The organism is Achromobacter arsenitoxydans SY8, from assembly GCF_000236785.1.
GTDB lineage: Bacteria > Pseudomonadota > Gammaproteobacteria > Burkholderiales > Burkholderiaceae_B > Achromobacter > Achromobacter arsenitoxydans.
Map to the genome: position 1 here is coordinate 20346 of NZ_AGUF01000079.1, position 24904 is coordinate 45249.

Genomic DNA, 24904 nt, shown 5'->3' on the forward strand with positions numbered 1-24904 from the left:
GACCGCCATGCTAGAAACCGTCATCAAGCGCGATCGCGACATGGGCACGCCGGCGCGCGTGTCCGAAAAGACCGTCACCCTGACCATCGACGGCCAGGAAATCACCGTTCCCGAAGGCACGTCGCTGATGCGCGCGGCCGCGGACGCCGGCATCAACATTCCCAAGCTCTGCGCCACCGACAGCCTGGAGCCCTTCGGCTCGTGCCGCCTGTGCCTGGTCCAGATCGAGGGGCGTCGCGGCTATCCCGCGTCCTGTACGACGCCCGCCGAAAACGGCATGGTCGTCTACACGGAAACACCCAAGCTGCACGACCTGCGCCGCGGCGTGATGGAGCTGTACATCTCGGACCATCCGCTCGACTGCCTGACGTGTCCGGCCAACGGCGACTGCGAACTGCAGGACATGGCCGGCGTGGTGGGCCTGCGCAACGTGCGCTACGGCTACGACGGCGCCAACCACCTGAAGGCGGAAAAGGACGAGTCCAACCCCTACTTCACCTATGACGCCTCCAAGTGCATCGTCTGCAACCGCTGCGTGCGAGCCTGCGAGGAAACGCAGGGCACCTTCGCGCTGACGATCTCCGGCAAGGGCTTCGAGTCCCGCGTATCGCCGGGGCAGGACCAGCCGTTCCTGGACAGCGAATGCGTGTCCTGCGGCGCCTGCGTGCAGGCCTGCCCCACCGCCACGCTGCAGGAAAAGACCGTCATCATGATGGGCCAGGCCGAACACTCGGTCGTGACCACCTGCGCCTACTGCGGCGTAGGCTGCGGCTTCAAGGCCGAAATGAAGGGCCAGGAAGTGGTGCGCATGGTCCCCTGGAAGGACGGCCAGGCCAACCGCGGCCATTCCTGCGTGAAAGGCCGCTTCGCCTGGGGCTACGCCACGCACAAAGAGCGCGTGCTCAAGCCCATGATCCGCAAGCACATCACCGACTCCTGGAAGGAAGTGTCCTGGGACGAGGCGATCAACTATGCGGCCTCCGAATTCCGCCGCATCCAGGGCCAGTACGGCCGCGACGCGGTCGGCGGCATCACGTCTTCCCGCTGCACCAACGAAGAAACCTGGCTGGTCCAGAAGCTGGTGCGCGCCGCGTTCGGCACCAACAACGTCGACACCTGCGCGCGGGTGTGCCATTCGCCCACCGGCTATGGCCTGAAGCAGACGCTGGGCGAATCGGCCGGCACCCAGACCTTCGACTCCGTCATGCACACCGACGTGGTCATCGTGATGGGCGCCAACCCCAGCAGCGGCCATCCCGTGTTCGCCTCGCGCCTGAAGCGCCGGCTGCGCGAAGGCGCGCGCCTGATCGTCATTGATCCGCGCCGCATCGAGCTGGTCAGTTCGCCGCACATCAAGGCCGACTTCCATTTGCAGGTGCGGCCCGGCACCAACACCGCGCTGCTGTCGTCGCTGGCTCACGTCATCGCCACCGAAGGCCTGATCGCCGAGGACTTCGTTGCCGAACGCTGCGAGGAAAAGGCCTTCAGGGAATGGCGCGACTTTGTCTCGCTGCCGGAAAATTCGCCCGAGGCCATGGAGGAAATCACCGGCGTGCCGGCGCAGGCCGTGCGCGGCGCGGCGCGCCTGTTCGCCACCGGCGGCAACGGCTCCATCTATTACGGCCTGGGCGTCACCGAACACAGCCAGGGCTCGACCACGGTCATGGCCATCGCCAACCTGGCCATGGCCACCGGCAACATCGGCCGCGAAGGCGTGGGCGTGAACCCGCTGCGCGGCCAGAACAACGTGCAAGGTTCGTGCGACATGGGCTCGTTCCCGCATGAACTGCCGGGCTATCGCCACATTTCCGATAACGCCGTGCGCGCGCAATTCGAGAAGGACTGGGGCGTGACGCTGCAGCCCGAGCCGGGCCTGCGCATCCCCAACATGTTCGAAGCCGCGCTGGGCGGTTCGTTCAAGGGGCTGTACTGCCAGGGCGAGGACATCGTGCAGTCCGATCCCAACACCCAGCACGTGGCGGCGTCGCTGGCCGCCATGGAGTGCATCGTGGTGCAGGACCTGTTCCTGAACGAAACCGCCAAGTATGCGCATGTGTTCCTGCCGGGTTCCTCGTTCCTGGAAAAGGACGGCACCTTCACCAACGCCGAACGCCGCATCTCCCGCGTGCGCAAGGTCATGGAGCCCAAGAACGGCAAGTCCGACTGGGAAGTGACCGTGGCCCTGTCCAATGCGCTGGGCTATCCCATGAACTACAGGCATCCGCGCGAGATCATGGAAGAAATTGCGCGGCTGACCCCCACGTTCGGCGGCGTCACCTACGAAAAACTGGACAAGCTGGGCAGCCTGCAATGGCCGTGCAATGACGACGCGCCGGAAGGCACGCCCATCATGCACATCGACCAGTTCGTGCGCGGCAAGGGCAGGTTCATGATCACCAAGTACGTGCCCACCGACGAGCGCAGCACGCGCCGCTTCCCCCTGCTGCTGACCACGGGCCGCATCCTGTCGCAGTACAACGTGGGCGCGCAGACCCGCCGCACGCCCAATGTGATGTGGCATGGCGAAGACGTGCTGGAACTGCATCCGCAGGACGCCGAGGACCGCGGCGTCGCCGAGGGCGACTGGGTCGGCATCCAGAGCCGCAGCGGCGAGACCGTGCTGCGCGCCACCCTGACCGACCGCGTGCAGCCGGGCGTGGTATACACCACGTTCCACTTTCCCGAGTCCGGCGCCAACGTCGTCACCACCGACAGTTCCGACTGGGCGACCAACTGCCCCGAATACAAGGTCACGGCCGTGCAGGTCACGCGCGTGTCCCAGCCTTCGGAATGGCAGCGCCAGTGGTCGCGATTTGCGGATATCCAGCAAAAGCTGCTGCGCGAACGCTCGCGCGAGACCGAGGCGGCGCTGACCGGGAAGTAACCGACAGCCAGATCGCCAGGGATCCCATGCCGACGCCGACCTCTCCCCGCCCCGACTGCACGCCGACCCAGGTCATCCGCGTGCGGTCGGGCGCCATCGCCCCCGCCGCCGACTCCGACTACGTCGCCGAGGAAACGCCGGTGGCGCTGGAATTCAACGGCATCAGCCACGCCACCATGCTGGCCACGCCGGCGGATCTGGAAGACTTCGCCGTGGGCTTTGCCCTGTCCGAAGGCATCATCGGCGGCATCGGCGACGTGCGCGGCATCGAAGTCCTGCCGCAGTGCGACGGCATCGTGGTCCAGATCGAAATTTCCGCCGCCTGCGAAATGCGGCTGAAGACCCGGCGCAGGGCCATGGCCGGCCGTACCGGCTGCGGACTCTGCGGCGTGGAGACGCTGCCCGAAGTGCTGCGGCCGGTGGCGCCAGTCGCCAACGGCGCGCCCGTCCGCATTCCGTCCGTGCTGGCCGCCATGCGCGCCATGCGCGAGCGCCAGACGCTGCACGACATCACCGGCGCCACCCACGCCGCGGGCTGGGCGGACGCGGACGGCGCCGTAATGCTGGTGCGCGAGGACGTCGGCCGCCACAACGCGCTGGACAAGCTGGCCGGCGCACTGACCCGCCAGGCCGTCAATGCCGGCGACGGCATCATCGTGGTTTCCAGCCGCGCCAGTTTCGAGATGGTGCAGAAGACCGCCGCCGCCGGCGTCCCGGTGCTGGCTGCCGTATCGGCCCCGACCGCGCTGGCGATCCGGCTGGCCGCCGACGCCAATGTGACCCTGCTGGGATTCCTGCGCGACGGAGACGCCGCACTCTACACCCACCCTGAACGCATCATTACCTGACCCGGGCGCAAGACACGCAATGGAAATCGTCAACCTGATCCGCATGGCCAACCGCATCGGCCAATTCTTCGACGCAATGCCCGACCGGCCTGAAGCGCTGGAAGGCGTGGCCAACCATATCCACAAGTTCTGGGAGCCGCGCATGCGCATCGAGCTGCTGGACTTTCTTGAACGCACCCCCGACGGCGACGCCGGCGACGAACGCCTGCATCCGCTGGTATTGCAGGCCGTGACGCAGCAGCGCAAACGCCTGACGCCGCTCGCCCGCGTGGCGTAGCGCGTCCCGGCCGCCTGCGGGCGGCCCACAGCAGTGGCAGGACAGCAACAGATCCATAAAAGAGGCGGCGGGACCGGGTTTTTCCGGCCTACGCACGCTATAAAGCCGCACCCTTGAGGAGACATCATGGAAAGTAGCGCCACCCTGGACCTTCCCGGCTCTAGGCCGGGATTTTTCGACAAAGAACGCACCATCGCCGGGCCGGGCTTTTCGCGCTGGCTCGTGCCGCCGGCCGCCCTGGCCATCCACCTGTGCATCGGCATGGCCTACGGCTTTTCCGTGTTCTGGCTGCCGCTGTCCAAGGTGGTGGGCGGCGCCAAGCCGCTGGCCTGCCCGCCCGACATGAGTCTCGCGGCCGAGCTCTTCACCACGAGCTGCGACTGGAAGATTTCGACCATGGGGTGGATGTACACCCTGTTCTTTGTCCTGCTGGGGTGTTCGGCCGCGCTGTGGGGCGGCTGGCTGGAACGCGCCGGCCCGCGCAAGGCGGGCGTGGTGTCGGCCTTGTGCTGGTGCGGCGGCCTGGTCATCTCCGCCGCCGGCATCTACCTGCACCAGATGTGGATGCTGTGGCTGGGATCGGGCGTCATCGGCGGCATCGGGCTGGGCCTGGGGTATATCTCGCCGGTCAGCACGCTGATCAAGTGGTTCCCGGACCGCCGCGGCATGGCGACCGGCATGGCCATCATGGGCTTTGGCGGCGGCGCCATGATCGGCGCGCCGCTGGCCGACCTGCTGATGCGCCACTTCGCCACGCCGACGTCTCCGGGCGTGTGGCAGACCTTCCTGACCATGGCGCTGGTGTACTTCATCTTCATGATGTCCGGCGCGCTGGGCTACCGCGTGCCGCCCACCGGCTGGAAGCCCGCCGGCTGGACCCCGCCCGCCCGGCAGGCCAACAACGTCATGATCACCCAGCGCCACGTCCACGTTAAGCGCGTCTGGGGCGTGCCGCAGTTCTGGCTGGTCTGGTGGGTGCTGTGCCTGAACGTCACCGCGGGCATCGGCATCCTGGGCATGGCCTCGCCGCTGCTCCAGGAAGTGTTCGGCGGCGGCCTGATCAACCAGCCCGAACTGGGCTACGGCCAGCTCGACAAGGACCAGCTCGCCGCCATCGCCGCCATCGCCGCCGGCTTCACCGGCCTGCTCAGCCTGTTCAACATCGGCGGCCGCTTCTTCTGGGCCAGCCTGTCGGACAAGCTGGGCCGCAAGATGACCTACTTCGTCTTCCTGGTGCTGGGCTTCGCGCTGTACGCCGCCATCCCCTGGACCGCTCATATGGGCGCCCTGGCCCTGTTCGTGGCGGCGTTCTGCATCATCCTGTCCATGTACGGCGGCGGCTTCGCCACGGTGCCCGCCTATTTGGCGGACCTGTTCGGCACCCAGATGGTCGGCGCCATTCACGGGCGCCTCCTGACCGCCTGGTCGGCCGCGGGCATCTTCGGCCCGGTCCTGGTGAACTACATCCGCGAGTACCAGTTGTCCATCGGCGTGCCGCGCGCGCAGGTCTACGACATCACCATGTACATCCTGGCGGGCATGCTGGTCGTGGGCTTCCTGTGCAACCTGGCCATCCGCCCGGTGAACCCCAAGTACTTCATGACCGACGAGGAACTGGCGCGCGAAAAGGCCCTGGCGCACGAGCGCGCCGTGGCCGCCGAAACCCACGGCGTGGGCAAATCCAGCTTCCGCACGCCGCCGGCGCTGATCGCCTTCGCCTGGGCCTGCGTGGGCATTCCGCTGGCCTGGGGCATCTGGATCACCCTGCAGAAGGCCGTGGTCCTGTTCCACTGACCCGCGACGCCGCGGCGCCCGGCGCGCCGCGCGCCGGGCCCAGGGCGCGAAGCTGCTACATTGGCAGCCCGCGCCCTTTCTTTTTATGTGCCTTATCCATGATCCTGCCCTTCCCCCCCATCTCCGCCGGAGCGACATCTTGACCGCCCCCGAACTGCACTGGGAAGAAAACGGCGTCCCCCGCTCCGCCCGCTGGCGCTCCGAAACCGGCGCCACGCCGCCCAGGCGCGTCGTCGTCGCCGACGACACCATCACCGCGGACATGGCCTACCGCCAGGCCTGCGAAGGCGTGGGCCTCTTGTGGCGCGGCGACTTCCAGAACGCGCGCCAGCTGCTGCAGGCCATCACGCGGCGCGTCGACAAGCGCCCGCGCAAGCCGGTGAACACCATGCTGGAGGCCTTCAACCAGCATCGGCAGATCCAGTCCCAGCGCGCCCGCATCCTGGGCATGCTGCTGATTCCCTTCGACGCCGGCCACGGCATCCCGCTGCGCCGCGCGCCCGACGCGCACCCGGCGTGCGAAGCCGCCCACATCCCCGGCGACGAGCCGTATGTCGCGTCGCTGCGCGAACTGCTGGGCCTGATCGGCAGCTATGAATGGCGCAGGAAGGGCGTGGAAATCCCTGCCCTGAACAACCGCATCCACCCGCACTACGGCGTGTTCTCGCCCGTTCGCGGCGAATACGTGGAGCTGGTCGCCAACACGCCCATGCCGCGCGGCAGCGTGGCTTTCGACATCGGCACCGGCACCGGCGTGCTGGCCGCCGTGATCGCCCGCCGCGGCGGCAAGCGCGTCATCGCCACCGACATGGATCCCCGCGCGCTTGCCTGCGCACGGGAAAACCTGGAGCGGCTGGGTTTGTCGGGGCAGGTCGAAGTCCAGGAAAAAGACCTGTTCCCCGAAGGCCGCGTATCGCTGATCGTGTGCAACCCGCCCTGGCTGCCGGCCCGGCCCAGCTCGCCGCTGGAACACGCGGTGTATGACCCGGACAGCCGGATGCTCAAGGGATTCCTGAATGGGCTGAAGGCGCATCTGACCGAAAACGGCGAGGGCTGGCTGATCCTGTCGGACCTGGCCGAGCACCTGGGACTGCGCACCCGGGAGCAACTGCTGGAGATGATCGAATCCGCCGGGCTGCGGGTTGTCGAAAAGCTGGACACGCGGCCCGTTCATGGCAAAGCGAAGGATGCGACTGACCCGCTGCATGCGGCGCGATCCAAGGAAGTGACGTCGTTGTGGAGGCTGGCGGCGGCCTGATTTGCCGCCTCCATGCCAAAGGCCGTCACGCGCGGCCTTTTTTTGCGTCTCCGCCCGGCTCCAGGCATCAGGGCGCCGGGACGGCGGCGGGCGCTCCGGGAAATGATCCTCTACAATTAACAATCATTCCCATTAGCGTTTGAACAGTAGGCCCCCGTGCACCCTGTCAACTTTGCGTCCTCCGCCGAATTCGCGAGCCTGTACCGAGAGCATCACGGCTGGCTCGTGCAGATGCTGCGGCGCCGCCTCAGCGGCAATACCGAAAACGCCGCCGACCTGGCGCACGACACCTTCGAGCGCGTCATGCGCAGCGAATCGCGCGCGGCGTTCGCGGAGCCGCGCGGATTCCTGACCACGGTCGCCAAGCGCCTGCTGATCGACCAGTCGCGCCGCCGGGCCATCGAGCAGGCCTACCTGGACACGCTGGCCGCGCGCAGCGAGGACGTCGAGCCCAGCCCCGAAACCCATGCGCTGGTGGTGGAAGCGCTGGACGCCGTGTGCCGCATGATGGAGCAACTGCCCCCCCGCGTGCGGCGGGTGTTCGTGCTGGCGCAGGTGGAAGGCCACCCCTATCTGGATGTCGCACGGCAGCTCGGCATTTCGGTTGCGGCCGTGCAGCGCGACATGATCAAGGCGTGGCAGCACTGCTACGCGGTGCTGTACGCATGAGCGCCGCCCACGCCGACCGGGTGCATCCCGACATCGTCAAGCAGGCGGCGCAATGGATGATGCGGGCGGGGGATACGCCCGATGCGGCCACCGAAGCCGCCTGTGCGCAATGGCGCCAGGCGGACGCGCGCCATGAACTTGCCTGGCAGCGCCTGCAGGGGATCAGTCAGGACCTCAAGGGCGCCGCGGGCGCAAACGTATCCGGCGCCACCGCTGGCCAGACCATCCTGCGCTATTGCGACCAGCGTTCGCGGCGCGGCGCGATCAAGTGGATGGCGGGCGGTCTCGGACTGGGCGCGCTGGGATGGATGGGCGCGCGCGAAGGACTGTGGGACGGCAGCACGGTCTATCGCACGGCAACCGGCGAGCAGCGCGTTGTGAGCCTGCCGGACGGCACCATCCTGACTATGAACACCGACTCGGCCGTAGCGCTGCGTTTTGACGCGCGGCAGCGCCGAATCGACTTGCGCAGCGGCGAGATCCTTATTGCCACGGCAGTCGATTCCGCCGGGCGCCCTTTTGGCGTGAAGACGCCCAATGGCCTGCTGACGCCGCTGGGCACCCGCTTTGCCGTGCGCCAGATGGAGGACGGCCGAAACGCTACGCGGCTCACGGTATTCGAGGGGGCCGTGCAGGTGGAGCCGTCCTCGCGCGCACTGGCGACGCGGGTGGTGCATGCCGGCGAGCAGACGGAATTCGATGATCGCGCATTGCCGCCTCCGATGCCGGTGTCGGAAAAGGGGCCGGCGTGGACAGAGGGCATGCTGGTCGCGAACCGCATGCGGCTGGATCGGTTCCTGGCGGAACTGGGCCGCTACCGCCCGGGAATCCTGCGCTGCGATGCGGACGTGGCGCACCGCGAGGTAACCGGCGCCTTTCGCATCGACGACACCGACAAGGCGCTGGAGGTGCTTGCCGGCGTGCTGGACCTGACGCTGCGGTATCGCACGCGCTACTGGGTCAGCGTCGGCCGCGCGTGAGGGCTCCGAAAGCCCTTTTTCCGGAAAGTTGTAACGACGCCGTAGATTTTCATTTCTGGTTCGTTAGACATAGAGACAGGCCCCGAGGCGCCCGGGGCCTGGCCATTTCAATCGACGAACCAGGAAATCCAGTCATGGCGACACGCCAGTCCTCTTCTCCTTCCGCCCTGTCCTCCCCGTGGATGCGGCCCGCGCCCCTGCGCCTTGCCGTGCATCTGGCGCTGGCTGCCCTGGCCCCGCTCGCCGCGCCCGCCGCGTCGTGGGCCCAGTCCGCCTCCGCCGGGGACATCGCATTCGCGATCTCCCCTTCGCCCCTGGACGTCGCGTTGGGCCAGTTCGGCGTTGCGGCGAAAGTCACCGTGGCCGCCTCTCCGGAATTGACGCGCGGCGTGATGACGCAAGGGCTTTCAGGCCGCTACACGGCCGAACAGGGCTTGGCGCAGTTGCTGGCGGGCACCGGATTGCAGGCGGTGGCCAACGCCAACGGCGAAGGCTACCGCCTGCGCCGCGCGCCGCAGAACGCGCCCGGCGTATCGACGCTGGCGCCTGTCACGGTGCTGGGCCAGGCCGATAGCGCAGTGACCGAAGGGTCGGGCAGCTACACCAGCCGGTTTGTGACCATCGGCAAGGGCCTGCAGACCTTGAAGGAGATACCGCAGTCGGTGACCGTGGTGACACGCCAGCGCATGGACGACCAGAACGCCAACACCCTGGACGAGGTGCTGGCCAACGCCACCGGCATGACGCTGTACAGGAGCCCGATGGGCGGCAGCTACGTGTATTCGCGCGGTTTCCGCGTCGACAGCTATCAGTTCGACGGCGTCAACCGCGCGTTCTACTACCCCCAGGCCGATAGCTTCACCAGCAATACCGTGATCCTGGACCGCGTCGAGATCATCCGCGGCGCTACCGGACTGATGCAGGGCGCCGGGTCGCCCAGCGCGGCCGTGAACCTGGTGCGCAAGCGTCCGCTGGCCGAAAACCAGGTGCAGATGCTGGCCAGCGGCGGCTCATGGAACAACTACCGGGCCGACATCGACGCCACCGGCCCCCTGAATGAATCGGGCACGCTGCGCGCCCGCGGCGTGGCCAGCTACAACGACCGCGAATACTTCTACGACGGCGCCGACAGCCGCTCCGGCGTGCTGTACGGCGCGCTGAGCTACGACCTGGGACCCGCCACCACGCTGACGGGCGGCGTCAGCTATGAAGAGCTGCGGTCCACGCCGTTCTTCCACGGTCTGCCCCACTATTCCAACGGCGACGACATCGGGTTGAAGCGGTCGACCTCGCTGGGACAGGACTGGAACCGCTGGAACGGCAAGCAGACCAGCGTGTTCGCCGAACTGGCGCATCGCTTCAACAAGGACTGGTCGCTGCGGCTGACGGGCACATCCACGCAGGAATCCAATGATTCGAAATACGCCTTCACCGAAGGCGCGGTGAACCCGCAGACGGGGCTCGGGCCCATGCTGTATGCCGGCCTGTTCGACCTTTCGACCCACAACAAGGCGCTGAACCTGGACGTGGATGGCGCCTTCGAGGCGCTGGGCCGCAAGCATTCCGTGAGCTTCGGCGCCAGCATCAATGAACTGACCAGCAAGAACGACTTTGCGCTCAATCGTCTGAACCGCGCCGTGAACGTGTGGAATCCGGACCATCATGTGCCAGAACCGTCCGACGACTGGATGCGCGAAAACGCATACCGCAGCGCCGCGACCGTCGTGAAAATGAAGCAGACGGGCGTCTACGGCGTCGGGCGTTTCAGCCTGGCCGACCCGCTGACGCTGGTGGCGGGCGCGCGCGTCAGCTGGTACGAAAACACCAGCCGCTACCGCGACAGCGGCGAGCAATACTCCGACCCCTACAAGGACAACGGCGTCGTCACGCCGTACGGCGGCCTGATCTACGCATTCAATCCGCAATGGTCCGGCTACGTCAGCTATGCGCAGATCTTCGAGCCGCAGAACTCGCTGGACGCGTCGGGCAAGGTGCTGGATCCGATCGTGGGCAAGAACTACGAGGTGGGCATCAAGGGCGAACTGCTGGACGGCCGCGTCAACACGTCCGTGGCCTTGTTCCGCATCGACCAGAAAAACCGCGCGCAGCAGGACCTGGTCGGCAACTGCACGGTCGGCGACATCTGCTACCTGTCGTCCGGCAAGGTGCGCAGCCAGGGCCTGGATGCCGAGATCAGCGGCGAAGTGGCGCCGGGCTGGCAACTGTTTGCGGGATACACCTTCAATACGCTGAAGTTCCTGGACGACACGACCGTGACGACCACCAACTTCGGCCGCACCGTCACGCCCAAGCACATCCTGCGCCTGTGGTCGGACTATCGCCTGCCCGGAAACCTGTCCGCATGGTCGCTGGGCGCGGGCGTGAACTACCAGACCGGCAGCTACACCGAGACGCGCGGCGTCAAGGTGTCGCAAGGGTCGTACGCGGTCTGGAACGCGCGGGTCGGCTACCAGATCAATAAGCACTGGTCGGCGGCGTTGAATGTGAACAACATCTTCGACAAGACCTACTACCAGACCATCGGCGCGCCGGGCTGGGGCAGCTTCTACGGCGATCCCCGCAACGCGACGCTGACCGTGCGCGGCACGTTCTAAGGCGGAGCCCGGCGCGATGTCAGCCACGCGCCCTTCGGCGCTGCAGGCGCAGCCACAAGCCCTGCAGCGCCGCGCCCGCCACGAATATGCCCAGCCATGCCGCCAGCGCGCCGCGCACCAACGGCGATTGCGGTCCGTCGGCCAGGGGATGCGCCACCGGCAAGCGCGTCAGGGTTTCGTTGATCCCGGGCACCCACAGCAGAAAGAAGCTGAACGTGAAACCCAACTGCGAGAGATAGGGGTGCACGCGCGCCAGCGGGGGCAATCTGGGTGCGAGCAGCGCCCCCGCGATCGCCAATAGCGCCATGATGCCGAGCGCATGGCCGACATTGAAGCCGCCGCTGCTGGACAGGCCGAACGAGGTCAGCACCGCCAGCAGCAGGCCGCCAAGATAGATCTTGCCGGCGCGCGTGGCGGGTTCGATGCGGCGATAGCGCACGAAGCTGTATGCCCCGGCAACGGCGGGAACCAGGCTGATGAGGGTGTGCGCAGCCCCCAGGGTGGAAATCGGATGCGGCATGGAAGTGACTCCTTGATATCAACAACCAACTAGTTGATCGACAATGGGCGTATAAAAAAAGCGCGCCGAAGCGCGCGTCGCCAGGCGGTCAGGCCGGGACAGCCAGTTGCCTGATCGCTGCCCGCGCAATCGAGGCGAAAGCCTTGGGATCATTGAAGGCGCGCGCGGTCAGCATCGCCCCGTGCACCGTGGACATGAAGGACTGGGCCTCTACCTGCGCGCTATCGCGCAGATGGAACTGCCCCTGCGCCGCGCCCTTCTTGAGCACGGCGGCAATCCATGCCGTCAGGTCATGGAAGTAGGCGCGCACCTCGGCGGCGATCTCCTGCGGGATCATGGGCGCTTCTGCCGCCAGCATCGCGCAGATGCACATGGACGACGTGCCTTCGCGGATGCACTTGGCCCAATAATCGGTGTAGGCCGTCAGCCGCGCCTGCGGGTCCTCGACATGCTGGTCCAGCGCCGCCAGGCCCTCGCGCGACTGTTCGCGGTGCCGCACGACCACGGTGAGCACCAGGTCGGCCTTGGTGGGGAAATGATGGTGGATGCTGGGCTTGCCGATGCGCACGCGCTCGGACACATCGGCATAGCTGAAACCGTGATAGCCGCCCTCGGCGAGCAACAGCCTGGTCTGCTCGACAATTTCATTGGCGCGGGGGGAGAGTTCCAGAGTCATGGGGAAGTTCGGGTTGGTCTGCGGCGCGCAGGCAAGGCGCCGGCGCGGAAATTTCCCGCATGCGCGGCGGGCTTGCAGCAGGAATGGCGACCAATCTACTAGTTGGTCGGTTTGATGTCAACACCCCGGCCGGACCGTGCCACCCCTACGCCCTCCCCGCCGCCACGTTCACGCTGATCGCAATGATGAATACGTTGAAAAAGAATGCGATCACCCCGTGCGTCATCGCCATGCGCCGCATCCTTCGATTGACGATCTGCACGTCCGACACCTGGAACGTCATGCCCAGCACCAGCGAGAAGTACGCGAAATCCCAGTAGTCCGGCTCGTCCGTGCCCGGAAACTCCAGGCCCTTGTGCATGGCGTTGCGGTGCCCGTAGTAGCCATGCGCATAGTGCAGCGCGTAGATCATGTTCATGTACAGCCAGGACAGCACGATGGTCGCGGCGGCGGCAAGCATGTCGACCAAGGCGCCCGCGTTGCTGTCGGCGCGCAGCTCGACCCACAGGGCGACCAGCACCATGCACGACAGCGCGACGCTGCTCCAGAGCACGCCCTGGCGGCCCACGTCCTGCTGGCGCGCATGCAGCCGCATGGAGGCGGGGCTGGTCCTGCCGAACACGCGGGCGGTGAGCACCAGGAACACCAGCGCGCCGGCGTCGAAGCCGAGCAGCACGGCCAGGCTGGCCGTAATGCCCAGGGCATACAAGGTTCCGCCCACCGCCAGCAGCAAGACGGCGCACAGCATCAGGCGCCGGTGCGCGTGAAAGAACGGCAGACGGTCTGCGCCGGAGGATCCGGAGGGGGGGTCGTCATCCTTGGGCGGCTGCATGGCGGGCTCCTGGCGGTGGCAAGGCCCGGGGCTTGTCCCGGGCCCCGATCAGCCTTGCACAGGCCCTTACGCTAACCGATACCAAGCAAACCGGCCAGCGCGCCGCCAAACAGCAGCCACAGCGGATGGATACGGGTGGCGCTGCCCAGCACGGCCACGATGGCGGTGATGGCGCCCAGCAGCCAGGTGTGCACGGACGCCTCGGTGATGAGCGAGGCGCTGGCCGCGACCAGCCCGACCGTCATCGGGAAGATGCCGGCCTGGATGACGCCGCGCCAGGGGCGGTCCTTGAACCGTTCCCACAGGCCGAGCGCGAGGATGGTGATGAGGGAGGAAGGACCGAACTTGGCGATGGTGGTGGCCAGCATGCCGGCCCAGCCTGCCACGTGCCAGCCGACCAGCGTGACGACCATCAGGTTGGGGCCCGGCGCCGCCTGGCCCAGTGCGAACAGCGCGGAAAAGTCGGCCGCGCTCATCCAGCCGTGGACGTCGACGACCTGGCGCTGCATCTCGGGCAGGATGGTGTTCCCGCCTCCGAAGGCCAGCACCGACAGTTCCGAGAAGATCAGGACGAGGGCAATCAGCGTGTGGATCATCGGCGCTGCCTCCAGACCATCAGGATGCTAAGCGGCGTCATGACCGCCATGGTCGGCAACAGCGGGATGCGCAGCACGGCGATGGCGATGAAGCAGGCGGTGGCGACGACGCCGGCCAGCCAGTCGCGGCGTTTGATGACCGGCATGCCGACTTTCACCGCCATCGAGATCAGCAGCCCGGCCGCGGCAGCGGCCAGGCCGGCGAACAGGTGCTGGATGTTGGGGTCATTCTGGAAGCGGTCGTACACCATGCCCAGCATGACGACGATGATCGACGGCGCCAGGATCAGGCCCATGATCGCAGCGAAGGCGCCGCGCGGCCCGCGGAACTTCATGCCTAGCGCGACGGACAGGTTGATGATGTTGCCGCCCGGCAGGAATTGGCAAAGGCCCAGCAGTTCAGTGAATTCCGCGCCGGTCAGCCAGCGGTGCTTTTCGACGACCATGCGGCGCGCCAGGGGCAAGGCGCCGCCGAAGGCGGTCAGGCCCAGCATCAGGAAACCATAGAACAGCTGGCCGCAAGTGGGGGGAGGCCGCAAGCCGGCCTCTTCGGTGGAAAGTGCTGCGTTCATCATTTTTTATGGCCGGCGCGCGGCCGGCGAGGGGCTGGCGCGGAGCCGCGCCACAGGTGGATAACGAGATTGCAGCCTACTCTTCAGGAAAGATAATGTCTAATATATGACTGGTTAAACATTCATATCGAAAGCATATGGCATCCGTAGATTTGCGGCTCTTGCGCTACTTCCTGGCCGTGGCCGAAGAGTCCCACCTGACCAAGGCCGCGGCCCGGCTGGGCATCCGCCAGCCCCCGCTCAGCCAGCAGATCCGCGTGCTGGAACAGGAGCTGGGCGTCACGTTGTTCCATCGCCTGCCGCGCGGCATGGAGCTCACCGAAAGCGGCCGCGCACTGCTGGACGACGCCCGCAACATCATCGCGATGGTGGATCAGGCGGTGGACGGCGTGCGCCGCGTGTCGATGGGCGAAGCGGGCCGGCTGACGGTCGGCTTCACGGGGTCCGCCGCGTTTCACCCGTTCGTGCCGTCGGTCATCCGGCGTTTCCGGGAAAGCGCGCCGCACGTGCGCCTGGTGCTGGAAGAAAGCAGCACCGGCGAACTGCGGGAGGCGGTGGCCGAGGGGCGCGTGGACGTGGCCTTCATCCGCGGCGCCCAGGGCGCAGACCGCGGCATCATGATGGAAACCGTACTTGAAGAAGCCATGCTGGCGGCGTTTCCCGCGGACCACCCCGCCGTGAAGGGCCGCGCGCCCAAGCGCATCGCGCTGTCGGAACTGGCGGACGAATCGCTCATCCTGTATCGGCGCCATAGCGGCCCGGGGCTGTACGACGCCATCATCGCGGCGTGCAGCGCCGAGGGATTCAGCCCCCGGGTCGAACAGGAGGCGCCGCGCATGCTGTCCACGCTGAGCCTGGTGGCCGCAGGACTGGGCGTGTCGCTGGTGCCGGCGTCGCTGCGCCGCGTGAACATCGAGGGCGTGGTGTACGTCAGCGTGACCCATCCGGCGCAATTTCGCGCCCCGCTGAACCTGATCTGGCGCGACGCGCCCTTGTCCGGCGCCGCCAGCAAGCTGATCGACGAGACGCGGCGGCAGCGGCAGGCGTTCCAGGCGGCCTGACGCGCAGGCGCCCGGCGCTACACTTGCCGCCAACCGCACTCCCCATTTTTCACTCGCGATGCTTTCCGAATCCCCCATCGGCGTGTACGACTCCGGCGTCGGCGGCCTGAGCGTGCTGCGCGCGATCCGCGACGCCCTGCCCCACGAGCGGCTGCTGTACGTGGCCGACTCCGCCCACGTGCCCTACGGGGAAAAATCGCAGGACTTCGTCGAACGGCGCGCCTGCGCCATCGCCGACTATTTCGTGTCGCGCCAGGCCCGCGCGATGGTGGTGGCGTGCAATACGGCCACGGCCGCCGCGATCGCCCTGCTGCGGCGGCGCCACCCCGGCCTGGTCATCATCGGCGTGGAGCCCGCGATCAAGCCCGCCGCGCACCTGACGCACTCCGGCGTGGTCGGCGTGTTTGCGACCACAGGAACGCTGGCCAGCCCCAAATTCGCCGCGCTGGTGCAACGCGAGGCGCCGGAGGTGCGCATCCTGCTGCGGCCCTGTCCGCAATGGGTGCGGCTGGTCGAGCAAGGCGAGCTGACCGGCCCCGACGCCGAGGCCGCGGTCCGCGCCCCCGTGACGGAACTGCGCCAGGCGGGCGCCGACGTGCTGGTGCTGGGCTGCACCCATTTTCCGTTCCTGCGCGATCTGATCCAGGCCGCCGCCGGCCCGGGCGTGCCCCTGCTGGAAACCGGCGCGCCCGTGGCGCGCTGGCTGCGCCACCAGTTGCAGGAACGCGGCCTGCTGCGCGGCGAGGGCGCGGGAGCGCTGCTGCTGGAAACCACAGGCGCCGCGGACTCCCTGGCGGCGCAGGCCAGCCGGCTGCTGGGGCAGCCGCTGAGCGCGGGCACGGTGCCGGACGCGTGGCGCTGATCGGCAGTGGCTTGATTGCACGCATCTCGACCCAGGCCGGTTCGGCGAATAATTGAGATACATTGGAATGCCCCGCCGCCCGCCAAACAAAGGAGACGCCCATGAAACGCATCCTGATTCCCGTCGACGGTTCCGAGACCGCGCTCAATGCGGTCAAGGCGCTTCTTGAAGCCCGCCGCTACGATCCCATCGAGCGCGTAGACCTGCTGACGGTCCAGGTGCCGCTGCAATCGGGCAAGTTCAGCAGCGGCCTGTCGCAGGCCGAGATCGACGCCTATCACGCCGAAGAAGCCCAGGCCGCGGTGCAGGCCGCCAGCGCCCTGCTGGATCAGGCGGGCGTGCCGTTCGAGATCCACATCGAAACCGGCGCCGCCGCGGAGACCATCGCGCGCGTGGCCGGCGACACCGGCGCCAACGAAATCTTCATGGGCACGCGCGGGCTGGGTTCGGTATCGGCCCTGTTCATGGGCTCCGTCGCCACGGGCGTGCTGTCCCTGACGGAACTGCCCGTCACGCTGGTCAAGTAAGGCAAAGGAGCTCCCATGCTGAACATCCTCGTTCCCGTCGACGGCTCCGAAAACGCCGACCGCGCCGTCGTGTACGCCCGCCGCCTGGCCCAGGGCGCCGAATCCGCGCGCATCCACCTGATCAACGTGCAAACGCCGCCGCGCGGCCGCGCCGGCCTGTCGCGCATGATCACGCAGGAAATGATCGACGACTTCTACACCCGCGAAGGCCAGGAGGCCGGCGAAGAGGCGCGCAAGCTGCTGGGCGCCGCCGGCGTCGACCACGTGAGCCACGTCGTCTTCGGGCACGCGGCAACCGAAATCGCCGGCTATGCAAATGACCACGGCTGCGACCGCATCGTCATGGGCACGCGCGGCAACGGCACGCTGGCCAATATTTTCATCGGCTCGGTGGCCAATCAGGTGGTGCAGCTGGCGCAGATGCCCGTGACGCTGGTGAAGTAGGAAAAGCGCGCCGGCCTCATGCGGCAGGCAGCCACAGCGACACTCTCAGCCCGCCCAGCGGGGAACGATCGGCGCGCACCTCGCCGCCGTAGGTGCCCGCCAGATCGCGCACGATGTCCAGGCCCAGCCCCGATCCGGGCTGCTGTTCGTCCACGCGCACGCCGCGCAGGAAGATGCGTTCGCGCTCGTGGTCCTCGATGCCGGACCCGTCGTCCTCGATGTGGATCAGCAGCCTGCCCGGCCCCGCGTGGGCCGCGGACAGCCTTACCCGCTTGTGCGCCCATTTGCAGGCGTTGTCCAGCAGATTGCCCAGCATTTCCTGCAGGTCCTGCGCCTCGCCCCGGAACACCATGTCGGGCGGAAAAGCCGCCGCCTCGATGACCAGGCCGCGCTGGGCATGCAGGCGCTGCATGGCGCGCAGCAGCCCTTGTACCGGCGCCTGCAAGGGCGTGCGGCTGTCGGCGGCGCTGGATGACGCCGCGGCCCGGGCGCGCGCCAGATGGTGGTCGATCTGGCGGTTCGCGGCGCCGACCTGTTCACGCACCAGCGCGGCAAGCGCCGGGTCTTCGCGCGCGGCCGCGTTGGCCAGGATGGCCAGCGGCGTCTTGACCGCGTGCGCCAGATTGCCGGCCTGCGTGCGTGCGCGCTGGACGATATCGGCGTTCATGGCCAGCACCTTGTTGAAGTCGTCGACCAGCGGCTGGATTTCGCTGGGAAAGCGCCCTTCGATGCGGCTGCTGCCGCCGGCATTCTGCGCAGCCAGCTGTCGCCGCAACAGGGCCAGCGGACGCAGGCCGACAAACACTTGCACCACCGCCGCCAGCGTCAGTCCCGCTGCCAGTACGCCCAGCGCGATGGCCAGCATCCGGTTGAACCGGCCTATGGGTTCGGCCAGCACCCGCCGGTCGGCCGCCACGATCAGGCGCAGCGGCGCGGCGTCCTCTTCGGCCGGCTTCAGGACGCGCGTCAGCGCGGCGAGCTTACGCCCTTCCGGGCCCCCGATGTCCTGCGCCTGGTCCTGGTCCTGCTCCTGGCCCGCCGCGGGTGCCGGCACGGCCAGCGTCTGGTCCCACAGCGACCGCGAGCGCGCCACGCCCGCGGCGGCGGGCAGCAAGCCATCCGGCAGCCGGTCGATCTGCCAGTACAGACCCGACAGGGGCTGCTCCAGGCGCGGATCGCTTAGTGGCGGAGCAACGACGGGGCGCCCGTCCGCGTCCACGTTGACGGAGGCGGTGAGCTGATTCAGATGCAGCGTCAGCTCGGACTGCAATTGCTGCGTGATGTGCTGGCGGAACAGGCTGGCCAGGCCCCAGCCCGCCAGCGCCACGGACGCCACGATCCAGGCCAGCGTTCCGGCCAGCAGCCGCAGCCGCAGCGATCCCGCCAGGCCTGCCCGCCGCGCCTTCATGGTTGCGGCGCCAGGCGGTAGCCCAGCCCGCGCACGGTTTCGATGGTGTCGGGCGGCAGCTTCTTGCGCAGGCGGCCGATGAAGACCTCGATAGTGTTGGAATCGCGGTCGAAGTCCTGCGCATAAATGTGTTCGGTCAGCTCGGCGCGGGAAACGACTTCGCCCGCCCGCTGCATCAGCACCGACAGTACCTTGAACTCGTGGCTGGTCAGGTTCAGCGCCTGCCCATCGACGGTGACCCTGGCATGGCGGGTATCCAGCATCAGCGGACCGCAGCGCCACTGCGCGCTGGCGTGCGCCGTAGTGCGCCGCAACAACGCGCGCACGCGCGCCAGCAGTTCTTCCATGTGGAAAGGCTTGGCCAGGTAGTCGTCGGCGCCCGCGTCGATGCCCGTCACCTTCTCGTGCCAGCTGTCCCGCGCCGTCAGGATGAGCACCGGCATATTGCGGCCGGCGGCGCGCCAGCGCTTCAGCGCGGTCAACCCGTCCATGACCGGCAGCCCCAGGTCCAGCACCACTGCGTCGAACGCTTCCACATCGCCCAGGAAATGCGCCGATTCGCCGTCCGCCGCTTCGTCCACCGTGTAGCCGGCGCCGCGCAGCGCCTCGGCAAGCTGGCCGGCCAGCGTGGGCTCGTCTTCGACCACCAGTATCCGCATCAGTCCCTGCTCTTGAATTTGATGTCGCGCCCCTTGGCGGAAATCACCGTGCCGTCGCGCGCGTCGATCTCCAGCTTGAGGATGCCTCCGCCGCTTTGCAGCACGCGGATTTCGTAGATGAACTCGTCATCTTCCTCTTCGAATTCGACCTTGACCACCTGCCCCGGGAACTCGCGCTCGACGATGTCCAGCACCGCCCCCAAGGGCAGCACCTTGCCGGCCTCCAGGGCCTGGCGCGCGCGTTCGTGATCGCTTTCGCCGGCCGCGCCGCTGCCCGGCCCGACGGCCAGGGCCAGCGCCAGCGCGCAGCCAGACAGCAAGACGCCGACGCGCCGACTCAGATTCATGCCGTTTTCCGCAGCGCCGCAGCGCCGGACCTCCAGGGTGGGACGAGTCCCGTTTATACCGCGCGGCGGATGAACCTGACATGAACGGCCGCTTCAGAAAGGGTTCATGCGCGCTATTCAACAATGCTTCCAGGGTCGTAAAGACGGCCCGCGTCCCTTCCGACGCTTTTCTTCCGACACTCCAAGGAGATTCACCTCATGACGCGCATTCAGAAAACCCTGGCAGCCCTGGCAATCGGCACGTGCTCGCTCGTCGCGGTCGTCCCGGCGCTTGCGCAATCCGGCGCGGCGCCTACAACCGCAGCCGCGCCGGCCGCGGCGGCCCCGATGCTGACGATCCGCCAGGTCTACGACAAGATGGAAGCGGCCGGCTACCGCAACATTTCCGAGATCGAGCGTTCCAGCAAGCATGGCTATGAGGTCAAGGCCTACGACCCGCAGGGCCAGCGCGTCAAGCTGCGCGTCGACCCGCAGTCGGGCGCCGTCACCCGCAGCCGCTTCGACGATTGAGCCCACACCGGCGCCCGACAGGCTGCGTGACGGTGATGGATCGGGCACGCGCCCCTACAATGGCCGTTCCCGAATTCGACACACTGGAGCGAACATGAGCACGGAAAAGGTGGCGGTCCTTACGGCGGCTGGCAGCGGCATGGGCGCCGCGGCGGCGCGCAAGCTGGCGGCGGACGGATACCGCGTCGCAATACTGTCGTCGTCCGGCAAGGGCGAGACCCTGGCGCAGGAACTCGGCGGCCTGGGCGTCACCGGCTCGAACCGTTCGCCCGAGGACCTGGCCCGGCTGGTGGACGCCACGCTGCAGAAGTGGGGCCGAATCGACGCGGTAGTCAACAGCGCGGGCCACGGCCCCAAGGGCCCGCTGCTGGAACTCAGCGACGACGACTGGCACCTGGGCATGGAGTTCTACCTGCTGAACGTCGTGCGCATCACGCGCCTGGTCGCCCCCGTCATGCAAAAGCAGAAGTCCGGCGCCATCGTCAACATTTCCACCTACGCCACCTTCGAGCCCGAGGCGCTGTTTCCGACGTCGGGCGTGTTCCGCGCCGGGCTGGCCGCCTTCACCAAGGTCTTCACGGACGAATACGCCCAGCACAACGTGCGGATGAACAACGTGCTGCCGGGTTTCATCGACAGCCTGCCCGAAAAAGAAGACCGCCGCACGCGCATCCCGATGGGCCGCTATGGCACGTCGCAGGAAGTGGCGGACTTGATCGCGTTCCTGGCGTCGGACGCCTCGTCCTACATCACCGGCCAGAACATCCGCATCGACGGCGGCATCACGCGTTCCGTGTAAGGCCTGACGCGGGGCAATCGCCCCGCGATCTCATGCATTTGGCGTAGTCCCTCATCCGAATGACGGTATTGAAGCCCGCGCCGGGCATTTAGTACCGTAGGTTGTCGCATTCGACGAGGTGCCTGCGCATGTCCGCTACGCCGTCAGCGGCTGCGCCGCAGTCCGCATCCCCCACTCCAGGCCAGGCCTCGCGCTTTCTGGCGCAGGCCACGTTCGGCCCCACGCCGGCGGACATCGACGCCGTGACGCGGGTCGGCTACGCGGCCTGGCTGGACGCGCAGCTTGCCATGCCTGCGTCCCAGACCCACTTCGACTGGCTGCTGCAGAAGCAGAAAAATACCGAGGCGTTCAAGGGCAACGGCATCAATGCGCCGCTGGACTCCACGCTGTGGCGCAAGTTCATCAGCGCGCCCGACCAGGTGCGCACGCGCGTGGCGTTTTCGCTGTCGGAGATCTTCGTCGTCGGGGTATCGTCCATCACGGCGTCCTGGCCGCTGTTCGGCGCGGCGGGGTTCATGGACCTGCTGGCCGAGCACGCGCTCGGCAACTACCAGGACCTGCTGACCGCCGTGACGCGCAACCTGTCCATGGGCTGCATGCTGACCTATCGCGGCAACCGCAAGGAAGATCCCAAAACCGGCCGCCATCCCGACGAAAACTACGCGCGCGAGGTCATGCAGCTGTTCAGCATCGGGCTGCTGGAACTGGAACAGGACGGCACGGTCCGGCTGGTCCGGGGCAAGCCCGTCGAGACCTACACCAATGCGGACGTGCAGGGCCTGGCCAAGGTGTTCACCGGATGGGACATCAACGGGCCGGAAACCGACGTGGAATTCCACCGGCGGCCCATGGCGCTGAATAATGCGCTGCATTCGATGTCGGAAAAGCGCTTCCTGGGCGCGGTCATCCCGCCGGGCACGGACGGGCACCTGTCCCTCAAGCGCGCCATGGACGTCATCTGCGCCCACCCCAACGTCGGGCCCTTCATCGGCATGCAGCTCATCCAGCGCATGGTGACCAGCAATCCCAGCCCCGCCTATGTCGGCCGCGTGTCCGCCGTGTTCAACGACGACGGCAAGGGCCGGCGCGGCAACCTGAAGGCGGTGGTGCGCGCCATCCTGCTGGATCCGGAGGCCCGTCAGCCGGATCTGGACTCGCCATACTGGGGCAAGGTGCGCGAACCCATCCTGCGGTTTTCGGGCTGGGCGCGGGCTTTCGGCGCCAATTCCAACAATGGCGAATGGGCGATGCCGGACACCACCGACAACACGATCCGCCTGGCGCAAAGCCCGTTGCGGTCGGCCACCGTGTTCAACTTCTTCCGCCCCCGCTACGTGCCGCCGGTGACCGAACTGGCCCGCAGGCATCTGGTGGCGCCCGAACTGCAGATCACGGACGAGACCAGCATCGCCGGCTACCTGAACTTTCTTGCGATCTATGCGGACCGCGGCTGGGAAGACCTGCAGACGTCCTACACGCCCGAAATCGCGCTGGCCCGGGACCCCGACGCGCTGGTGGCGCGCGTGGCGCTGCTGCTGGCGGGCGACGCCTTCAGCCAGCGCACCGCGGCCTCCATCGCCAAAGCCGTGGCCACGCTGCCGCCCGACCGGCCGCGCGACCGGGTGCGAGCCGCCATCATGCTGGTGGCCGCCACCCCCGAATACCTGGTGCAGAAATGACACGCAGCCACGACGACGATCGCGAAGACTCAGACCGCCGCGGTTTCGACCGCCGCGGTGTCGACCGCCGCACCTTTCTGCGCGCCTGCGCGCTGGGCGCGACCGGCGCGGCGGCGCCGCTGGCCCTGAACCTTGCCGCGATCGGCGCGGCTGCGGCGCAATCGGCCCCATCGACCTACAAGGCGCTGGTCTGCGTGTTCCTGTACGGCGGCAACGATCCCTACAACACGCTGGTTCCGTACGATCCGTCTTCGTACCGGGCCTATGCCGCGGCGCGCGGCGACATCGCCCTGCCCCGCGACGCGCTGCGCGCCACGGTCCTGCGCGGCAAGGCGGCCACGCCGGGCGGGATGCAGTTCGCCCTGGCGCCCGCGCTGGCGCCGCTGGCCCCGCTGTACGAGCGCGGCGACATGGCGGCGCTGCTGAACGTCGGCCCGCTGGTGGTCCCCACCACCAAGGCGGAATACATCGGCGCGCGCGTGCCGCTGCCGCCCAAGCTGTTTTCGCACAACGACCAGCAATCCTTCTGGCAGGCGCTGGCCCCGGAAGGCGCGTCGTCGGGCTGGGCCGGCCGGCTGACCGACCTGTTCGCGGGCGCCAACGCGCAGCGCACCTTCACCGGCATCACGGCCGGCGGCAGCACCGTGCTGCTGGCGGGCCGCAAGGTGGCCGGCTACCGCGTGGGCATCAACGGATCGACGCAGATAGATATGCTGCATCGCGACATGTACGGTTCCAGCGCCTGCACCGCCCTGCTCCGGGATCTGATCACCGAGCCGCGCGAGCATCTGATGGAACGCGAGATGTCGCGCATCGCCGCCCAATCCATCTCGGCCGACACGCGCCTGCGCGCCGCCTTGGCCGGGGTGGCCGTGCCGGGGGACTTTGCGTCGCCGCTGGCCCAGCAGCTGCGGATCGTGGCGCGCATCATCGGCGCCCGCGAGGCGCTGGGCGCGCGCCGCCAGGTGTTCTTCGTGTCGCAGAACGGCTACGACAACCACACCGGTCTGAACGACACGCACCCCGCGCTGCTGCGCGAGCTGGGCCAGGCGCTGGCGGCGTTCCAGCAGGCCATCGCGGACATGGGCATGGCGGACCAGGTCACCACCTTCACGGCCTCCGAGTTCGGGCGCACGCTGGGCTCCAACGGCAACGGGTCGGACCACGGCTGGGGCTCGCACCACTTCGTGCTGGGCGGCGCGGTCAACGGCGGGCGCTGCTACGGCGACCATCCCGAGATTGCGGTCAACGGGCCGGGCTTCGTCGACAACGGCCGCCTGCTGCCCACCACCGCGGTGGACCAGCTGGGCGCGTCGCTGGGAACGTGGTTCGGGGCCAGCCGGGATGATCTGCGAATGGTGTTTCCGAATCTCAGGCACTTCGGCGCGGAACCCCTTGGGATACTTGAGCGACTGCCCGCCGACGGCCCCGACCGGGCGGCCGCCCCTGGCGCTGGCGGCCCAACCGCTCTATAACGTCAGGCAACGGCCCCAAACCCCGGGGCCCGCAGGCGTATCCCCAATCTCTCCGCAACCGCATCATGAGCCTCACTCCCGATCTGGCGTTGCAGTCCGCCACCGAAGAAGACCTGCCGTTCCTGCTGTCCCTGCGCAAGTCCACCATGACCGAGCATCTGCGGCGCGCCGGCGCCCCGCTGGACGACGATCACCACATGGCGCGCATCCGCTACCACTTCGACGACGCGCAGATCGTCTGGCTGGACGGCAGGCCGGCCGGGCTGTTCAAGCATTACCGCGACACCGCCGGGTGGCGCATCGTCCAGATCCAGATCGACCCCGCCTTCCAGGGCCAGGGGCTGGGCCGCCGGCTGCTGGCCGGCGTGCTGGACCAGGCGGACGCGGAGGGCGCGCCGGTCACGCTAAGCGTGCTCAAGGGCAACCCCGCCCGGCGGCTGTACGAAGCGCTGGGCTTCACCCCCGTCAAGGAGACCGAGCTGGAGCATGAAATGCGGTACGAACCCGGCGCCGTCCGGCCGGCTGGCTGAACCTCTGCGATTTTTTTCGGCGCCTAGGGAATAATGCGGCGCCGCCCAGCGTCCGTAGAGGGCAGTCCCCCACTTTCCCACC

Annotated in this window: 25 protein-coding genes; 17 read left to right on the plus strand and 8 right to left on the minus strand. The window is 67.8% G+C overall.

What is annotated here, in order from left to right; all coding sequences use genetic code 11:
• Window positions 1-7: 7 nt before the first annotated feature.
• From fdhF to KYC_RS24600, 8 genes are all read left to right on the plus strand, one after another.
• Window positions 8-2884 (plus strand): formate dehydrogenase subunit alpha, encoded by a 2877-nt coding sequence (fdhF, locus tag KYC_RS24565; protein WP_008167548.1) that lies wholly within the window; start codon window positions 8-10, stop codon window positions 2882-2884.
• Between the two features lie 26 nt (window positions 2885-2910).
• Entirely contained in the window at window positions 2911-3732 is an 822-nt protein-coding gene (fdhD, locus tag KYC_RS24570; RefSeq protein WP_008167550.1) for a formate dehydrogenase accessory sulfurtransferase FdhD, read from the plus strand.
• A gap of 19 nt (window positions 3733-3751) precedes the next feature.
• Window positions 3752-4009, plus strand: a complete 258-nt coding sequence (locus KYC_RS24575) for a formate dehydrogenase subunit delta (protein ID WP_008167552.1) — start codon at window positions 3752-3754, stop codon at window positions 4007-4009.
• 126 nt (window positions 4010-4135) lie between these two features.
• Entirely contained in the window at window positions 4136-5803 is a 1668-nt protein-coding gene (locus KYC_RS24580) for an OFA family MFS transporter (protein WP_008167554.1), read from the plus strand.
• 139 nt (window positions 5804-5942) lie between these two features.
• Window positions 5943-7061, plus strand: coding sequence for a methyltransferase (locus KYC_RS24585; protein ID WP_008167556.1), 1119 nt, complete (start codon window positions 5943-5945; stop codon window positions 7059-7061).
• A gap of 156 nt (window positions 7062-7217) precedes the next feature.
• Window positions 7218-7730, plus strand: a complete 513-nt coding sequence (locus KYC_RS24590) for a sigma-70 family RNA polymerase sigma factor (protein WP_008167559.1) — start codon at window positions 7218-7220, stop codon at window positions 7728-7730.
• The gene (locus KYC_RS24595) at window positions 7727-8710 is read left to right on the plus strand and encodes a FecR domain-containing protein (RefSeq protein WP_008167561.1); all 984 of its coding nucleotides are present in this window, start codon (window positions 7727-7729) and stop codon (window positions 8708-8710) included. Before KYC_RS24590 ends, KYC_RS24595 begins: the two co-directional genes overlap by 4 nt.
• A gap of 134 nt (window positions 8711-8844) precedes the next feature.
• Complete coding sequence (locus KYC_RS24600; RefSeq protein WP_008167564.1) at window positions 8845-11325, plus strand: TonB-dependent siderophore receptor; 2481 nt, start codon at window positions 8845-8847, stop codon at window positions 11323-11325.
• Window positions 11326-11344: 19 nt separating this feature from the next.
• Here KYC_RS24600 and KYC_RS24605 read toward each other — a convergent pair whose 3' ends face one another.
• The 5 genes from KYC_RS24605 to KYC_RS24625 all read right to left on the minus strand — a co-directional run bounded on the left by KYC_RS24605 (window position 11345) and on the right by KYC_RS24625 (window position 14524).
• On the minus strand, window positions 11345-11845 hold the full coding sequence (locus KYC_RS24605) for a hypothetical protein (protein ID WP_008167566.1): 501 nt from the start codon (window positions 11843-11845) through the stop codon (window positions 11345-11347).
• An 88-nt stretch (window positions 11846-11933) separates the two neighbouring features.
• Complete coding sequence (locus KYC_RS24610; RefSeq protein ID WP_008167568.1) at window positions 11934-12521, minus strand: TetR/AcrR family transcriptional regulator; 588 nt, start codon at window positions 12519-12521, stop codon at window positions 11934-11936.
• A gap of 145 nt (window positions 12522-12666) precedes the next feature.
• On the minus strand, window positions 12667-13353 hold the full coding sequence (locus KYC_RS24615) for a DUF1345 domain-containing protein (protein WP_008167570.1): 687 nt from the start codon (window positions 13351-13353) through the stop codon (window positions 12667-12669).
• Window positions 13354-13424: 71 nt separating this feature from the next.
• Entirely contained in the window at window positions 13425-13949 is a 525-nt protein-coding gene (locus tag KYC_RS24620) for a chromate transporter (protein WP_008167573.1), read from the minus strand.
• The gene (locus KYC_RS24625) at window positions 13946-14524 is read right to left on the minus strand and encodes a chromate transporter (RefSeq protein WP_008167574.1); all 579 of its coding nucleotides are present in this window, start codon (window positions 14522-14524) and stop codon (window positions 13946-13948) included. The genes KYC_RS24620 and KYC_RS24625 overlap by 4 nt, the downstream gene beginning before the upstream one ends.
• 134 nt (window positions 14525-14658) lie before the next feature.
• Here KYC_RS24625 and KYC_RS24630 point away from each other — a divergent pair, with 134 nt between their 5' ends.
• From KYC_RS24630 to KYC_RS24645, 4 genes are all read left to right on the plus strand, one after another.
• On the plus strand, window positions 14659-15582 hold the full coding sequence (locus KYC_RS24630; RefSeq protein ID WP_043519198.1) for a LysR family transcriptional regulator: 924 nt from the start codon (window positions 14659-14661) through the stop codon (window positions 15580-15582).
• A 58-nt stretch (window positions 15583-15640) separates the two neighbouring features.
• Entirely contained in the window at window positions 15641-16444 is an 804-nt protein-coding gene (murI, locus tag KYC_RS24635; protein WP_008167576.1) for a glutamate racemase, read from the plus strand.
• Between the two features lie 101 nt (window positions 16445-16545).
• The gene (locus tag KYC_RS24640) at window positions 16546-16971 is read left to right on the plus strand and encodes a universal stress protein (protein WP_008167577.1); all 426 of its coding nucleotides are present in this window, start codon (window positions 16546-16548) and stop codon (window positions 16969-16971) included.
• Window positions 16972-16986: 15 nt separating this feature from the next.
• Window positions 16987-17415: a universal stress protein gene (locus KYC_RS24645; RefSeq protein ID WP_008167578.1), complete on the plus strand. Its 429-nt coding sequence runs from the start codon at window positions 16987-16989 to the stop codon at window positions 17413-17415.
• A gap of 16 nt (window positions 17416-17431) precedes the next feature.
• On the opposite strand, the gene KYC_RS24650 is transcribed toward KYC_RS24645, so the two are convergent.
• The 3 genes from KYC_RS24650 to KYC_RS24660 are packed head-to-tail and all read right to left on the minus strand — an operon-like array spanning window position 17432 to window position 19829.
• A complete protein-coding gene (locus KYC_RS24650; protein ID WP_008167579.1) occupies window positions 17432-18823 on the minus strand; it encodes a sensor histidine kinase in 1392 nt (463 codons plus the stop codon).
• Window positions 18820-19482, minus strand: coding sequence for a response regulator transcription factor (locus KYC_RS24655; RefSeq protein ID WP_008167580.1), 663 nt, complete (start codon window positions 19480-19482; stop codon window positions 18820-18822). The genes KYC_RS24650 and KYC_RS24655 overlap by 4 nt, the downstream gene beginning before the upstream one ends.
• Window positions 19482-19829, minus strand: a complete 348-nt coding sequence (locus KYC_RS24660; protein ID WP_008167583.1) for a PepSY domain-containing protein — start codon at window positions 19827-19829, stop codon at window positions 19482-19484. Before KYC_RS24660 ends, KYC_RS24655 begins: the two co-directional genes overlap by 1 nt.
• 198 nt (window positions 19830-20027) lie before the next feature.
• On the opposite strand from KYC_RS24660, the gene KYC_RS24665 reads away from it, so the two are divergent.
• The 5 genes from KYC_RS24665 (at window position 20028) to KYC_RS24685 (ending at window position 24822) form a co-directional block, all read left to right on the plus strand.
• Window positions 20028-20339, plus strand: coding sequence for a PepSY domain-containing protein (locus KYC_RS24665; protein WP_008167584.1), 312 nt, complete (start codon window positions 20028-20030; stop codon window positions 20337-20339).
• Between the two features lie 94 nt (window positions 20340-20433).
• Entirely contained in the window at window positions 20434-21138 is a 705-nt protein-coding gene (locus KYC_RS24670) for an SDR family oxidoreductase (RefSeq protein ID WP_008167585.1), read from the plus strand.
• Window positions 21139-21266: 128 nt separating this feature from the next.
• Window positions 21267-22817 (plus strand): DUF1800 domain-containing protein, encoded by a 1551-nt coding sequence (locus KYC_RS24675; protein WP_008167586.1) that lies wholly within the window; start codon window positions 21267-21269, stop codon window positions 22815-22817.
• A complete protein-coding gene (locus KYC_RS24680; RefSeq protein WP_008167587.1) occupies window positions 22814-24292 on the plus strand; it encodes a DUF1501 domain-containing protein in 1479 nt (492 codons plus the stop codon). The genes KYC_RS24675 and KYC_RS24680 overlap by 4 nt, the downstream gene beginning before the upstream one ends.
• Before the next feature lie 65 nt (window positions 24293-24357).
• Window positions 24358-24822, plus strand: coding sequence for a GNAT family N-acetyltransferase (locus KYC_RS24685; RefSeq protein WP_008167588.1), 465 nt, complete (start codon window positions 24358-24360; stop codon window positions 24820-24822).
• Window positions 24823-24904 lie beyond the last annotated feature (82 nt).